This window comes from Pseudoalteromonas sp. MBR-15 (assembly GCF_053628915.1).
Genome location: NZ_JBRJHH010000001.1, coordinates 25306 through 41215, shown reverse-complemented (window position 1 = coordinate 41215; position 15910 = coordinate 25306). Strand labels below are relative to the sequence as shown.

The window sequence follows — 15910 nt, the reverse complement described above, 5'->3', positions numbered from 1 at the left end:
GAAGAATCAATTAGAATTTGAGCTTCATACCAGCAAAAAATTGTCTGCCAATAATGTCATAAGCTCTCGGCTCTGTATTGGTACCCGCCGCAGATCCGGTCACAGTCAAGCGTGGGATAATATCTGGCTGCTCATCAAATAGGTTGTTAGTACCAACATACACATTCAATGAATCGGTTACATTGTATGATGCTCTAACATCTAAGTAATAAACTGAGTCGAGGGTATTAATATCGTCTGATAATGTTTGGTTCACATCATTATTAACGTCATTTTGCGTTTCATCACGATAAGTGAGTTGAGCAAAAAGGCTAATATCATCAGTAAGACTATAAGTACTTTGTAAGGTGTAACGGAATTCAGGGTATAGAACTTCACCTTTATAATCTCGCTCTACACCTGCGGCACTAGTCGTTACATACTCGTCAAGGTATGAAGCTGATAAGCTTAAGTCGAACCCTTCATATGTATAATATGCTTCAATATCGACACCACTAGTTCTTACTTCACTTTCATTAATAGCTTGAGAGGTAATATTAAGAATTGGGCCATTTACTGCGCGTACAACATTACCACCACAGGTTGGATCAAATTCACTAGGGTCAACGTCATAGCATCGACTGATTATCTCACCAGCACCAACATTTAAAATCGCATCCTCAATTTCAATCGAATAATAATCAACAGATAACGAGAATGCTTCTACTGGCGTAAAGATGGCACCTAATGTATAGGTATCAGCGGTTTCTTCTTTAAGGTCCGTTGACCCTGTTTGTAAAAAGCGCTCATTCTGGCTTTCTGAGCCAACCAATGTAAATGCTCCGGTAGAATCAATGCGGTTTGAAATTGCAGCAATGCTGCGACAGTTTTCAGCAATATTTCCAGTGGTGCTTGCATCAACGCCATCACACACATCATGCCCACCTGTTGCACTGGCAGAGCCTGATGAATATAGATCATTCACGTTTGGTGCTCTAACCGCACTAGATACACTCGCTCTAAAACGAACGTAATCATTAACCGGGGCATCTAAACCAAGTCGATAAGTGGAAGTGCTGCCAATTGAAGAGTAGTCCCCTGCACGCAATGCTAAACTCACGCTTAACCAATCAGCAACTGGGACAAAAAGCTCTCCAAATGCTTCGTACGAATAAAAACTACCCTTTGTAGGGAATACCTGTAGGCGTCTGGTAATACCTGCTTGTCTAAAAGCGTCTGGAGTTTCAGCACCTTCTTCTCGGCGATATTCAATACCTGCTGCAAAACTTAGATTTTCATCATTTAAAGTAAATGGTAATTCACCCGATAATGCACTATTAACAACATACTGCTTGATTACGCCATTTTGACCGGTATCTACAGAGATGTAATCAACTGCTTCATCAGAAAAACCAACGATTCCTGCTTGGCCTAGCTCACTATCAACAGTACCAAATGGGTTAACTGGCACACAACCTTGCCATCTGTCTGTTACATCAGCGCATTGATAGCCACCATTTCCATCTTCTTCAATATTTAGTGCAGAACGAAGAGCAACTAAATTTACATCGCCAGTATTTTTTTGAACTTGTGTAGTCGTACCGTAAACTGCAGATGTACTCCACAGAAGACCACTGTCTAGCTCATAATCTAAGCTACCGGCGATACGGAAAGTTGTTCTTCTATTTTCGACACCAAGATTGTCAAACTCAGCAAGACGTCGAAATGTTTCTACTCGATCTAAAGAAGTACTGCCATCACCACTATTTAATAGATAAGGAAGCAACTGACTCTGCGCACTACTGCCATTAAAGAAAGGGCTATTCGCAACATCGATGCCTGTCGTACCGCCACGGTTAACGACAAAAACGTCGTTTACGACGCTTAAAGGTGCTGTCTCAATATTTGTTGATGAGTTAACTTCTGAGTAGTTTATTTCAAGATCTGCAAATAACTTATCAGAGATATCAAAAGTCATACCTGCAGCAGCAAACTGGCGTGTATATGGAGCAATTGCTTTACGATAATAAGTCTGGTTATAGAAATCACTTTCACCGTTAAGCTGACCATCTGAAGTAATTGTGGGTGCATTTTGGCTAAATGGATCACCGTTACCGAATATACTTAAATCACCAAACTTAAAAGCACCTTCATCAACATGCATTGGCCCATTACGAACATGCAATGTTTCTCTTAAACCATCGCCATCATCATCTAGTACATTGATACTATTTCGTGAGAAGTCACGGTCTCGAGCATTTAAGTTATCTTGATTCGCAAGTCCCAAAGAAACCCAAGCATTGCCTCCATCAAAATTCTTACCATATGTAAAATCAATATTTTGACGAGCAGCACCACCTGCATCTGAATCTGCTCCGAAAGCATTAATCTCTACGCCATCAAAGTTTTTCTTAGTAATGATATTCACCACACCAGCAATTGCATCTGAACCATAAATTGCAGATTGCCCACCAGTTAGAACATCAACACGTTCGATGATAGATGTAGGGATAGAGTTTAAATCAACACCATACCCATCACCAGCAGAGGTACCTGATACATAACGACGGCCATTAACCAATACAAGAGTACGTGCCGTACCTAAATTACGTAACGAAGTAGTACTAATACCTGAGCTACCGCCACCATCATGATTATTCGACGCATCATTTGTGCCTGCAGTGACAGAAGGTAATCGGCTTAGCGTATTTGAAATAGAAATTGCACCGATCCCTTCAATTGTTTCTTTACCTACCTCAACTACTGGAGATGAAGATGTAAAATTTACGCTACCTTTGAAAATATTTGAGCCTGTAACATTTATACGCTCAATACCTTTTTCAGCTTTAGCTTCCTCTGCAACAACCTGTTGACTCATCGCCGCAGCAATACATGTCGCAAGCGCTGACATGTGAAAAATACTTTTATTGTTATTCATGGTTTCCCTCTATGTGATCGTAAAAAAGTGACAACAGCTCAAATATCACCCAGTCAACCTATCATACCAGTATACCTTCAGCAATATTTTTGTTCACAAAAAAGTAATAACAAAATGATATAAACTTATTCGGAAATATCTAAATTATTGAATATTAACAAGAAGCTAAGTTAGAGTTGACTGAATTAAATCAGTTATTTTGTTCCAACAACGTAAATCTGATGTGAAACCAGGAAAAAAGTTAAAGTGGTCTTTACCCTTCAATCTATCGATTAAGATATTTGAATTTTGCTCAATACTTGATAACTGATTAATACTCACTTCTTCATCTTCGGTGCCATGGAGGAAATGGTAGTTTACTTTAGAATCTAGCAGCTCTACTGGATTGCTATCCCTTAGCCTTGATGCAATTTGAAAGTTATTACCTGACAATAACTTTGTAACTTGCTCAGGTTGCCCTAAGTCTTCAGAGCGTCTCAAGTCCACCACTCCTGATATAGAAATCACATGTTTTATTTTTAATGGTTCACTGTGATATAAAGGACTTTCTTTGTTAATATTCTTTCGTGAAGCACACCAAGTAGCCAAATGTCCCCCTGCTGAGTGACCAACAATAGTTATATTCTCAAGATCCAAATACTCACTTCTTTCGATCGTTTTTAAATAATCAACGGCCATTGCAACATCCAGCAATGAAGTTGGCCAAGGCGCACTGTGATTATCACCAAAAGCATTCATTCTGCGATACTCAATATTCCAGACAGCTATATTTTTATCAGCAAAATACTCAACGATTCGTTTAGTCGCATAACTATCTAAACTATGGTTATCTTTCCAGTATCCACCGTGAATGACGATAAGAACTGGCACCATTTGTGTATTATCAGGACGATATAATTGGCAATATTGCTGTGAGTCTTCACCGTATTTGAAGATTTTCATGATTGTTTCTCTAATTAAACTTGTGTAAAAACCATACCACTGGTATAACAGCTATACCAACATAATAATTTAAATATTAATAAAATTTAAAAATGTACTTTTGAGTTTTCATTAAAAGTACTCATTCTGAGGGATTTACATGAAACTGATTGTTGGCGCTTATGCATCTGCACCTTCTAACAACACATGGAACAAAGAAGAAGAATCAAACTATTACGATGCTTTAAAAAGCAACGATGCAATCGATGGGCTGGAAATACCATTCACTTCTAAACTGCATTCCTTCGATGAGCAGTGGTATTTGAGCATGCTCAGTGCAAGATGGACATATGTTCTGACTTGTATTCCTGGAACAATGATGGCTCTCAATCAGGATGCGTCTTTTGGCCTAGCTTCAAATCAAGCTGCTGGACGAGAAAAGGCGATGCAATTTTACAAAGGCGCGGCTGAAGCAATTGCCACTATTAATAAGCAATTAAAGAAACAGGCTGTAACTCATGTATTAATTCATACTGCTCCATCTAATCCACTATATAGATGTGATAAAGCACTTGAAAAATCCTTATTAGAGTTGTGTGCATATGATTGGCATGGTGCCAAGTTACTAATCGAACATTGTGATGCATGGCAGCCAGAAAATCCTTTTGAGAAAGGCTTTATGGATTTAGAGTCTGAACTAGCAATTGTAGGTAAAGTTAATCAAGAGTCTAAATGTGGGATAGCTTTTTCTTTAAACTGGGGTCGATCAGCGATCGAGTTTCAAAGTAAGTTCGGAGCAATAGAGCATATAAAGGCCTGTAATGCGAAACAATTACTCAATGGGTTTATCTTTTCAGGAGCAAGTGCAAGTTCTGGCATATATGGAAAATGGCGTGATAGCCATATGCCACCCTCTTTGGAGTCCTTGGAAGACCCTACATTAGAAGACTCGGAATTAGATACTCAAGCAATAAAAGATTCTATTAACGAATTAAACTCAAGCTCGCTTGACTTCATTGGCTGTAAAATTTCCTTGTTACCTACATCTAGAGCTACGGAAGAAAAAATAAAGTGCATACATGACACTGTAGCTGTGATAAAAAATGTATTAGAAAATAGAATTTAAAAATAATTGTTTTGGTTAATTTGCTAATCTAAGACCCTTCGGTATGATAGGATGATAGCTTGATAGAGGATAGGTTAAAGACATGTCGTTAAAAGTAACACGCCCTGTAGAACGTAAGAAACTTTCAGAGACTGTTGAAGAAGAATTAGAACTCATGATCCGCCAGGGTGAGATAGCTGAAGGTGAAGCTCTTCCATCTGAACGAGATTTGATGGCGGCTTTCGGTGTCGGCAGACCATCAATTCGAGATGCACTCTCTGCATTAGCGAGAAAAGGCTTAGTTAAGATCAGCAGTGGTGAAAGAACCAGAGTAACTCGCCCTTCTGCTGATACTATCATCTCAGAGCTTTCAGGCATGTCTAAAGACTTTTTAGCACAGCCAAATGGTTTAAAGTATTTTGACCAGCTTCGCCGTTTCTTTGAATCAAGCTTAGTCAGGCATGCAGCAGCCTATGCGACTCCAAGTCAAATAAAAGAACTAGAGGATGCACTAGAATTAAATGGCAAAGCAATTGAAAACGACAGCCAATTTAGAAAAACTGATATTTATTTCCACAGAGTTATCGCTTCTATACCTGGCAATCCGATTTTTCTTGCGGTGCATCAGGCTTTAGTTGATTGGTTGATCGATGCACGCCCAGACAGGGTTAATACTGCTGAATTGAATAAACGCAGCTACGATGACCATGTTGCTATTTTTGAATGTATAAAGAATGGCGATGTTGAAGGAGCTGATGCACAGCTTATGGCCCATATAGATTACGTTTTCGATAAGTACTACGGGTAATAACTCTCCATAAAGTTGAACAAGCAACATCCTAAAAGGCTATAAATTAGCCTTTTTTTGTGCCTGAAATTTAAATTAATGATGGATTTTTAGACTCACCACTGGTATAACAGGTATACAGGATAACAAACAGAAGCTGTTATGAAAAAAATAATTATATTTATCATCGTATTATTCATGTATGTATCATCAACATCAGCTAATACACAATCAACTTGGCAACAAGACGCACAAGCTGTGGAGCCAGATATTATTAGCAACCCATTAGCTTTTCAGATATTTAATAATGAAAAGCAGCCAGAACTCGATGTTGACCCCTCATCTCTAATTTTACTTTACGGTGATAGTTACATAGTTATTAGTAGTAACAAAGCTGATAATTTAGTCACCAAGAAGGTATCTTTTAATCAAAATTCATCACAGCAAGAAATTGAAAAGCTTTCTGTTCTTCCTAATCACTTTGATAAGTTCCAAGCTACTATCTTAGAGAATAAGCTATATCTTGTTGGCTACCGAAAAAAATGGCTCTTTTATTCTTTAGATTTACAAGAAGAGCAAGCCCAATGGCAATCGTTGCCGACACCTGTGTCACCAAATAGTGCTGTAAAAAACGTTTATTTAGCAGCTCAAAGTGACGGTGAAAAAATAGCGATTTATAGCATTAGCCAGCTAAGCTCGCCGACGGAAAAAATAAAAGTTAGCCAATTTTTATCAAAAGAAAGTGGATGGAAATCTATAGCACCAGCTAATCAAATAGCTGTATTAGACCCAATTTCATTTAGCTCTGCTTTTGCACAATCACACATCTTAGTAATGACTCAATCAGCACAGGTAATTGGGTTTAATACTGTAACAAAGGCTTGGAGTGAATATCATGAAGCAAGCCCTTACCTTAGAACTATTCAAGCAAAGTTAGTTGGCACAGAACTAGTAGCTTCATTCAACAATAGTGAAAGCGGTTCTGATTCAATTGCAAGATTACAGCTTAAAAACACAAATAAAGACTTTGGTTTAGTTAACATGTTAGTGCTAGTCGTTTATTTGCTAGCTGTTGTAGCTGTCGGTTTGTTCTTTATGTTCAAAAATAAAAATACAGATGACTACTTCCGAGGTGGTCAGTCTATTCCTTGGTGGGCAGCGGCCTGTTCAATATACGCAACAATGCTAAGTTCCCTTACTTATATTGCATTACCTGCTGTCGTTTATCGCTCCGACTGGGTGTTATTACTGGGTATTTGGATGATCATTGCTGTTGCTCCTATTGCAGTTTACGTTGCGATTCCATTTTTCCGACAACTAGATGCAACAAGTGCTTATGAATACTTATCAAAAAGATTCAACCTACCCGTGAGATTATTTGCGAGCGGATTATTTACGTTATTCCATGTTGGAAGGATGGGTATTGTAATGGCGCTTACTGCACTTGCATTATCCGCAGTTACTCCACTTAGCGCGGCCGAAAGTGTTCTTATTATGGGAGTCTTGTGCTTACTTTATTGTACTTTAGGCGGTGTTGAAGCCGTTATTTGGACAGATACAGTACAAACTATCGTATTGCTAATAGGTGCTTTTGCTTGCTTTGCAATCATCATAATGGGATTAGATGGTGGATTTACTCACTTTATCGAAATAGGCATTGCCGATAATAAATTCACATTTGCAAATGTTGATTTTAGCCTTAATAGCATAACAACGTTATCAATTTGGGTCATAGTAATCGGCGGCATTGGCCAAAATATTTCTAGCTATACAGCGGATCAAGCAGTAGTGCAACGATACATGGTAACCGAATCTTCAAATGCAGCTACTAAATCTATTTGGGCAAATGCATGGCTTGCAGCACCCGGCGCACTACTCTTCTTTTGTATTGGTACTGGATTGTATGTGTTCTATCAACAACACCCAGAAAAGCTTGATCCAAGCCTGCAAATCGACCAAATCTTCCCGGCATTTATTTCAAATGAGCTACCAATCGGAGTAGCAGGTTTAATAATCGCAGGTATTTTTGCCGCAGCTCAGTCAACTGTATCTACCAGTATGAATTCAATTGCAACAACTGTTGTGACTGACTTCGTACGTCCGTTTCAGTTAGTCAAAAATGAAAAGTCATACATGAAAGTAGCTAGAGCATTAACATTTTTATCTGGCTTACTTGGAACACTCGTCGGTCTTATCTTCATCGACCCTGAGATTCGTTCATTAATGGAGGCATACTTCAAAGTGATAGGTATGTTCATGGGGGCATTAGGCGGAATATTTGTACTTGGGGCATTAACTAAAAGAGCAAACTCTTTAGGTGCAATTGTAGGCCTCACAAGTGGTGTACTCGTCATGATATCGGCTTGGCAATTTGGTTGGGCTAACGGTTACCTATACGGAACAATTGGTATTTTGACTTGTTTGATTATTGGTTACGTAGTCAGCCTTATCAGCCCTAAGCACCAGAAAGATTTAAATGGCTTAACTCTATTCACGATGAACAAATAGCAAGGTAGAAAATCATGTCAAAGAACCTACAACTCGAGGCCGAACTCTTAAATTCTCTTAAGGGAAGCTTAATTGCCTCATGCCAACCAGTCGATAATGGTCCAATGGATAAGGTAGAACATATTGTAGCAATGGCACTAGCAGCTGTTGCAGGTGGAGCTAAAGGACTAAGAATTGAAGGTGTTGAAAATGTAAGAGCGGTTGCTTCAATAACCAAGGTTCCAATTGTTGGTATTGTGAAACGTGATTTAAACGATTCGCCTATACGCATTACACCGTATGTTGAAGATGTCATTGCGCTAGCTAAAGCAGGAGCAAAAATAATCGCTTTTGATGGCACTGATAGAGCACGCCCTGTTGATTGCTTAACCCTACTCGCAACTATTCATGAACAGGGGTGTATAGCAATGGCTGACTGTGCGGATTATAAAATGGGCCGCTTACTTTTCAATGCAGGGTGTACCTTCATAGGTAGCACAATGTCTGGCTACCTAGATTTATCAAATACGCCTAACGAGCCGGACTATAAGCTCGTCAGTGATCTTGCAGAAGTCGGGGTGCCTGTAATAGCTGAAGGTAGATATAACACACCTGAGAGAGCTGCAATTGGTATGCAAATGGGTGCACATTGCGTCACTGTAGGATCTGCAATTACACGTATTGAGCACATAACCAATTGGTTTGTTGATAGCATTGAAAGCCAAGCAAGAGCGTAGCAAATATGGATATATCAATTGATGTTGGTGGAACAAAAATCGCATGTGCTCTTATAGAGGAAAACCAAATTCTAAAGAGTAAAAAAGTCGATTCGATAATTCATCAAAACCTTGAATCTCTACCTAATTATCTATTTGATTTAATTAAAGATTGGTTATCAAAATCAAGTAGCGTGAACGTTGCCTGCACAGGGCAAGTTAGTCAAGATTCAGTAAGTTTTCTCTCTGCTGGCAAAAAGTTACCACTGAAATCCCGTTTAGAAGAGTTAACCAATTTGCCCGTCACTATTATTAATGATGCTGCAGCTGCAGCTTGGGCTGAATACGAGTTAAACCAGAACTTAAGTAAACAAGATTTTGTATACATTACTGTGTCCACAGGTGTAGGTGCTGGCATTGTCTGTAATGGCAACTTAATAACTTGCCAAGATGGGTTTTGTGCTCATCTAGGTCATACTACAGTCCCCGTTAAAAATAATAACGTTTATCCATGCCACTGCGGGCGAAGTAACTGTGTAGAAGCAATAGCATCAGGAACAGCCATCGCTAAACATGCCTCCTCAGTATTAGGTGAAATTATCGATTGTAAAACTGCATTTGACTACTCTTCGCAGCTAAGAGCTGTCAATGAAGTAATCAATCAAGCAGCTGATGCAATTTCAGAACTGATCTTCAATATGAAAGCTACACTCGGTAATCAGCATGTGGTGCTTGGTGGCAGTGTAGGTAACTCAGAACTCTTTTTTGAAATGGTAAATGAAAGAATCAAAAGAGCTTCAAGTTTATATCAAGTAACTCTCATTAAACCCGTTACAGGTGCGAACGCGGATATGCTAGGTGTTCACTATTACGCGCAAAAGCTGAAAGGAGTTGAACTATGCAAGTCTTAATTTTTGAAAACAAACAAAAGGTTGCATTTTTTGCAGCTCAACTTTTTAAAGAGTTACTTCAACTAAAACCTGCAGCAACGTTAGGACTAGCAACAGGTAGTACGCCAATTGAACTTTATAAAGAATTAGTTAAACTTTATGAGAAACAAGAAATCAGTTTTTCCAAAGCTGCCAGTTTTAATTTAGATGAATATTATGATATCGATGAAGGTAATAGAAACAGTTATCGCTATTTCATGAACTCCATGTTATTTGAAAAAATCGATATAAATTTGAAAAACACATACCTACCAACTTGTAATCAATATCAAAACCCTAGCCAGCAAGGTAAACATTACGAAGCGCTAATCCAAGAGTGTGGGGGAATTGATTTACAGCTACTTGGTATTGGCGCTAATGGCCATATTGGATTCAATGAGCCAACATCAAGTTTAGCATCGCGTACTCGAATAAAATCCCTAACTCCTCAAACAATTCAAGATAATAGCCGCCTTTTTGAGAAAGGTGAAAGCCAACCACAGTTAGCAATGACTATGGGAATTGCTACTATCTTAGATGCAAAGTATATCGTGTTGTTAGCCACGGGCGAAGCAAAAGCAAGAGCCGTATCAGACATGGTTAATGGCCCATTATCTGCAAACTGCCCTGCGTCAGCACTGCAAATGCACCCAAATACAATTGTTCTTTTAGATGAAGCAGCTGCGAGTCAGCTAGATAATAAAGAATATCTTCAATGGGTCGCTAATCAAAATGAATCCATCGTAAAGAAACATGGTTACTTTAAGGATTTATAACAAACAGAATTATACTTGTTGTCATGCTTGCTCTTGATGAGTTAATCCTGTCCTCTTCTTGAGTAAGCATTTTTATCTGTCGTTGAAAGTATGTATTTAATCCCTACTTTATCGAGTAAGTTTTTAGCTCAGTCTGAATGCTTTCCCCACTCTTCTCTCACCTTACATTCTTAAAATATGAAACCAACGTTTATTAAATAAAAACCTTTATCTATTACCTCTAAAGCATCTGTTTTATCAATCAAATAGATTTAATTTATTAGTTAGAGAGTTAAGGCGTAACTTGATAATTTCAATTCTAATTTCTCCAACTATAAATGAGGTCACATGTCTATCCGTAACATTTTACTTGGTCTATTTTTTACAGGGTTCATTTCAGCTGCTCATGCACAAGACAATTGTACTGTCGATATAGAAGCTACTAACAATATGACATTTTCTAAGGACGAAATAACCGTACCTGCAACATGCTCAACAATCACTGTTAATTTAAAAAACACTGGGAAATTACCCGCAGCTTTAATGGGACATAATTTGGTTATCTCCAAAAAAGAGGATTTAATAGGGTTAACGAATGATAGCTTTGAAGCTGGTTTTAAGAATAATTATGTAAAGCCTAATGACTCGAGAGCAATTGTGGTTTCGAAGGTTATTGGTGGAGGTGAGTCTACTTCAGTGACTTTTAAAACCGATTTGTTCAATAAAGAAGATGAATATGTCTTTTTCTGCGCATCACCTGGTCATTGGTCAATAATGCAAGGGAAATTCAAATTAGTACAATAATGATTCTATGACTAAGCCACACTTAAGTGCCTTTATATCTAATGATTTAAAGCATCCGCTATCTCTAAAATTATCACTGTATGAAGTGAATAAATAAATTAAAAAAGGAGTAGCACGCTACTCCTTCATTGCCCTTAAGCCTCGCCTTACATTATCGTTGGCAATACGCCTTTGCATTACCACAATGGAAAAGTATATTTGCGTACAATTCCCTCACTCCTATTATCAGAGTGAACTCTGGCTACCCAAACATTGAGTAGTGAGCAGGCAAATAACGTCTCGTGGCGTATTTAGTGAGTTATGATTAGGCTGCTATTTTTAAATGCAAAAATAGCTTTATTTATTCTATGAATGCGTTTGTTTGATTTGCAATATGGTCTCTTTTATGGAGTTTTGAATGTGCTCATTTTCAAGCTCAGGCTCGAACTCACGCTCAATTTATTCTTTTTATTCATAGCTGTCTTCGAATTCATTCTTTAAATCAGTATCGAATAAGTCAGCAAAGCGCTCTAGATGAGAATGTAATTCTAATTTTACGTTCGCATTACGAAACCACTTTAGATTTATAGCTTTAAAGCGCTAATCTACCTATTTTTAAACAACGGCTTCGTTCATGCATATTCAGTGCTTAGCTACTACAGCAGCAGGAGTGAAAATTTATCATTTTCTGACCTACACAGTTTTTAGGCACATTGGTGCCTAAAGACTGGTTCTAAACTGCCCGACGGCCTCAACAACTTCCTTAGCCCCTTTTTGAATATCATTAATAACAGAGCCTGATTTATTTGATAACTCCAAGGCATCTTTGGCCTCTGCTAAACTCGACTCAATTTCGGTTACAGCATCTTGAGTAAGCGCTTTATTCTCAGACACGACGTTGATTATTTGCTCTGTGGCCAAACTCGTTCTTGATGCCAGTTGCCTAACTTCATCTGCAACAACGGAGAAACCTCGTCCTTGGTCACCCGCCCTCGCGGCTTCTATAGCAGCGTTTAATGCCAGCAAATTAGTTTGATCGGCAATACCTTTAATACTTTCGACTAATTGAGCAATCTTAGACGACTGTACGTCGAGGTTATTAACACTTTCGCTGGCTACTTCGAGTTTCTTTGATAAGTTATTCACTGTAACAATTGTTTGCTTTACGACACCTAACCCTATTTCAGCGTCGGCATCTGTTCGTTTAGAAATATCATAAGCAATACCAGCCGTTTCAGATATTGCAAATTCTCTTTGCATCTGGTCGGTTATTACTGTTGCAAACTTTACGACTTTATAGAGTTCTCCATCATCGTTATGAATTGGATTATACGAGGCTTCTAACCATACTTCGTTACCGTAACTATCTAATCTTTTAAAACGATCAGAAATAAACCGTCCGTGTTTTAATTCAGACCAAAACTGTTTATAAGCGTTCGATTTAGCTTCTTCAGGGTCGCAGAACATACTGTGGTGTTTACCCAATATTTGGCTTTTGGAGTAACCCATAGAGGTCAGAAAGTTATCATTGGCGTTTAAAATAATACCGTCTAAGCTGAATTCGATAACCGCAGATGAACGACTCAAAGCCGCAAGCATATCTTCTTTTTCTCTTGATTGAGAAATAGTGCGCGTAAGCTCCGCTGAGTAAACAGCTAACTCATTATTAATTGGTTGTACAATACTTCTAAGCCATAACTCACGCCCAGACTGCGTTACGAGCTGCAAAGCGCCATGCCAATGGCTCACTTTTTTTATGGCTGAAAGCATTCTTTGTGTGTGAGGTTTTTTGAGCGACTTTTTAACAATCAGGTCATTGAAATTTAAACCAACAAGCTCACTTTCTTTGTATTCTATCGCGGTTGCAAATAATTGATTAACTTCGAGAATACGGCCCTCTTTGCTTAGCAAAAAGTACAGCATTTCCTCTTTCAATTCTTGCTTCATATTTTCAAACTCAACTGTTTGCTTTTTTAATTCAGCAATTTCAGACAGCAACTTGCGATTAGTGAACCACATAAACTGGTTTCCTTTAGGTTACATACGCTAAAAGTAGAGCACTCAGAATCAAGTGTCTAGGAAGATTACGTTTTTTGCCAATAACTGTATTTAATAAAGGTAAGGCATGACTACGTAAAAGGTCGGGTGAAATGAGGTTATACGTGTAAAACACGACCCCATGTGATTAACGCTGTTTCATACATTGAGAAATTAATTAACTTTAACGATTAATAAAAGTGTTATACGAAGAACTGGAGTGTTTTGATCACGACTGATTACAGTATTTTACTCTTGCTTTTATTTTTACAATGACCTTTTAACAGTGAGCGCTGCGTTTTAATATCCTCAGATAGATGCGCTCACGTTAATTTAGCTGACTTTAAATACACACTAAAACACGTTTCGTGCTCGTCGGAGTAAACTTTTATCGCGCCATCATTGGCCTCTGCGAGCGCTTTAACAATGGCTAAACCGAGACCCACACCATCACTGTGTTTTTGTCTTGATTTATCCGGCCGATAAAAACGGTCGAACAAATACGGTAAATGTTCAGCGGGTATTTCCTCACCGGGATTCACAACCGAAATACACACTGTATTTGCGCTTACTATTTCGCTTTTAACTGAAATTGAAGCCCCTTTTGGGGTATACCTAATAGCGTTAGAGAGTAAGTTTGATAGCAGCTGTCTAAAATGTAACTGATCACAGTAAAAACGCAGGTTTTCACCCTCTGTTTTAAAACAAATACCTGCATCTTCCGCCAACGCATCAAAGTAGTCAAATAGCGATGCTATCTCGTCATGACTTTGCAAAATTTGTTGTTTTGGCTTTATTAGACCGTTCTGAGTTTTTGCAAGCCACAGCATATCATTGACCATTTTTGTTAATCTTTCTAACTCTTCAAGATTTGAGAATAACAGCTCTTGATAGTCAACAACCGCTCTTGATTTTGATAAGCCCACCTGCGTTTGGGTAATGATATTTGTTAAGGGGGTTCTTAACTCATGAGCTATATCGCTGGAAAAGTTAGATAAGCGAATAAACTCACTTTGCAGCCTATCTAACATCACATTAAAAGACTGCACCATGTTTTCAAGCTCAACAGGAACATTATTATGATCTAACCTGACATCCATTTTATTGGTTTGTATATCAAGCATTTTTTGAGTTAACCCACGTAAAGGGTTAAGACCTTGATGTATAGCAATCCATGCGACAAGCAACACTAACACAGCCGAGCCTAACATAATGACCCATAAACTCTGTTTAAACTGGGTTAAAAAGCGCAGATGGAAGCTCATATCAATCGCAACGGCTATTTTATAATGCTGTTTAGATGTCTCTAGCTCACTGACTAATGCACGATACGCCTTACTGCCTGTATCCCATGTAATTATGTTCTCCTTTTTAAACCCTTGAGAAGCTTTCGCGCGCATTGCTAATTCAGTAAAATCATTATGGGAGCTTTGATATACAAGCTCTCCCTCTAACGTATTTACTTGGTAGTACACCCCATGATGCCCAACAACAGCAATCGACAATGCGTTTTCAAGCTGTTTTTGTGATTGAAAAGGCTGTGATAATACAGACTCAACTGATTGCGTGATAACCTGTAACTCGCCACTGTCTTGTTGCAAAAAATGATGCTCTATTGAGCTATTTATGAGTGAGGCCACAAAGGTGAAACAGCCAATAATTGTTATTGCTACAAATAACAAAACTCGCATCGTTAATGACAAGGGTCGAGTGCTAACTCGCATTAGACATTGCCTCTAACTTGTATCCCATCCCTCTAACGGTGTGTATTAGCTTTACTGTAAAATCATCATCCACTTTGCTGCGAAGCCTTCTTATTGCAACATCAATCACGTTGGTATCACTATCAAAATTCATGTCCCACACTTGTGAAGCGATTAATGAACGAGGCAGCACCTCCCCTTCACGGCGCAGTAATAGCTCAAGTAAACTAAACTCTTTATTACTTAAGGTAATGCGTTGGCCTGCACGTTGAACTTTTCTTTTTGGAATATTCATTTCTAGGTCGGCTATTTTTAAGACATCTTCTACTTTTTGTGTGCCGCCTCGCCTAAGTAAAGTGCGCACTCTTGCTAACACTTCAGAAAATGCGAATGGTTTAATTAAATAATCATCAGCCCCTAGTTCAAGCCCTTTAACTCTGTCATCGACACTGTCTCGCGCTGATAAAAAAAGAACAGGGGTCTGTTTTTTAGCTTCGCGAAGTGATTGTAAAATTCGCCACCCAGATACATCAGGTAACATCACATCGAGAATTATTACGTCAAATAATTCTGTCATGGCTAAATGATGACCATCGAGTCCATTTCGCGCTAGTGACACTTGAAAACCGGCTTCAGTTAAACCTTGTTTTAGGTAATTTCCTGTTTTTAATTCGTCTTCAACTATTAGTAAGCGCATTTCAATCCTTCATCAAAATCATAGCCGTTATTATTATGGTGTTTTAATCACAACAGCAACATGACACCAAGAT

Annotated in this window: 12 protein-coding genes; 7 read left to right on the top strand and 5 right to left on the bottom strand. The window is 38.5% G+C overall.

Features of this window, described 5'->3' with window-relative positions; translation table 11 throughout:
• Positions 1–10: 10 nt before the first annotated feature.
• Entirely contained in the window at positions 11–2917 is a 2907-nt protein-coding gene (locus ACSSVW_RS00165; protein WP_454178585.1) for a TonB-dependent receptor domain-containing protein, read from the bottom strand.
• Between the two features lie 165 nt (positions 2918–3082).
• The gene (locus ACSSVW_RS00160) at positions 3083–3859 is read right to left on the bottom strand and encodes an alpha/beta hydrolase (protein ID WP_454178584.1); all 777 of its coding nucleotides are present in this window, start codon (positions 3857–3859) and stop codon (positions 3083–3085) included.
• 139 nt (positions 3860–3998) lie between these two features.
• Between ACSSVW_RS00160 and ACSSVW_RS00155 the strand changes: the two genes are divergently transcribed.
• The 7 genes from ACSSVW_RS00155 (at position 3999) to azu (ending at position 11421) form a co-directional block, all read left to right on the top strand.
• The gene (locus ACSSVW_RS00155; protein WP_454178583.1) at positions 3999–4964 is read left to right on the top strand and encodes a DUF4862 family protein; all 966 of its coding nucleotides are present in this window, start codon (positions 3999–4001) and stop codon (positions 4962–4964) included.
• Between the two features lie 82 nt (positions 4965–5046).
• Positions 5047–5751 carry a transcriptional regulator NanR gene (locus tag ACSSVW_RS00150; protein WP_054562596.1) on the top strand — a complete coding sequence of 235 codons (705 nt, stop codon included), beginning with the start codon at positions 5047–5049 and terminating at the stop codon, positions 5749–5751.
• Positions 5752–5892: 141 nt separating this feature from the next.
• Positions 5893–8238, top strand: coding sequence for a sodium:solute symporter (locus ACSSVW_RS00145; RefSeq protein ID WP_454178582.1), 2346 nt, complete (start codon positions 5893–5895; stop codon positions 8236–8238).
• Between the two features lie 14 nt (positions 8239–8252).
• Positions 8253–8954 (top strand): N-acetylmannosamine-6-phosphate 2-epimerase, encoded by a 702-nt coding sequence (locus ACSSVW_RS00140; protein WP_055022397.1) that lies wholly within the window; start codon positions 8253–8255, stop codon positions 8952–8954.
• Positions 8955–8959: 5 nt separating this feature from the next.
• The gene (locus ACSSVW_RS00135) at positions 8960–9844 is read left to right on the top strand and encodes an ROK family protein (RefSeq protein WP_454178581.1); all 885 of its coding nucleotides are present in this window, start codon (positions 8960–8962) and stop codon (positions 9842–9844) included.
• A complete protein-coding gene (gene nagB / locus ACSSVW_RS00130) occupies positions 9832–10638 on the top strand; it encodes a glucosamine-6-phosphate deaminase (RefSeq protein ID WP_454178580.1) in 807 nt (268 codons plus the stop codon). Before ACSSVW_RS00135 ends, nagB begins: the two co-directional genes overlap by 13 nt.
• 327 nt (positions 10639–10965) lie before the next feature.
• The gene (gene azu / locus ACSSVW_RS00125) at positions 10966–11421 is read left to right on the top strand and encodes an azurin (protein ID WP_454178579.1); all 456 of its coding nucleotides are present in this window, start codon (positions 10966–10968) and stop codon (positions 11419–11421) included.
• Positions 11422–12120: 699 nt separating this feature from the next.
• On the opposite strand, the gene ACSSVW_RS00120 is transcribed toward azu, so the two are convergent.
• The 3 genes from ACSSVW_RS00120 to ACSSVW_RS00110 form a co-directional block, all read right to left on the bottom strand.
• Positions 12121–13419, bottom strand: coding sequence for a methyl-accepting chemotaxis protein (locus ACSSVW_RS00120; RefSeq protein WP_454178578.1), 1299 nt, complete (start codon positions 13417–13419; stop codon positions 12121–12123).
• A 341-nt stretch (positions 13420–13760) separates the two neighbouring features.
• Complete coding sequence (locus ACSSVW_RS00115) at positions 13761–15161, bottom strand: heavy metal sensor histidine kinase (protein WP_454178577.1); 1401 nt, start codon at positions 15159–15161, stop codon at positions 13761–13763.
• Positions 15151–15837: a heavy metal response regulator transcription factor gene (locus tag ACSSVW_RS00110; protein WP_421420059.1), complete on the bottom strand. Its 687-nt coding sequence runs from the start codon at positions 15835–15837 to the stop codon at positions 15151–15153. Before ACSSVW_RS00110 ends, ACSSVW_RS00115 begins: the two co-directional genes overlap by 11 nt.
• Positions 15838–15910: the final 73 nt, after the last annotated feature.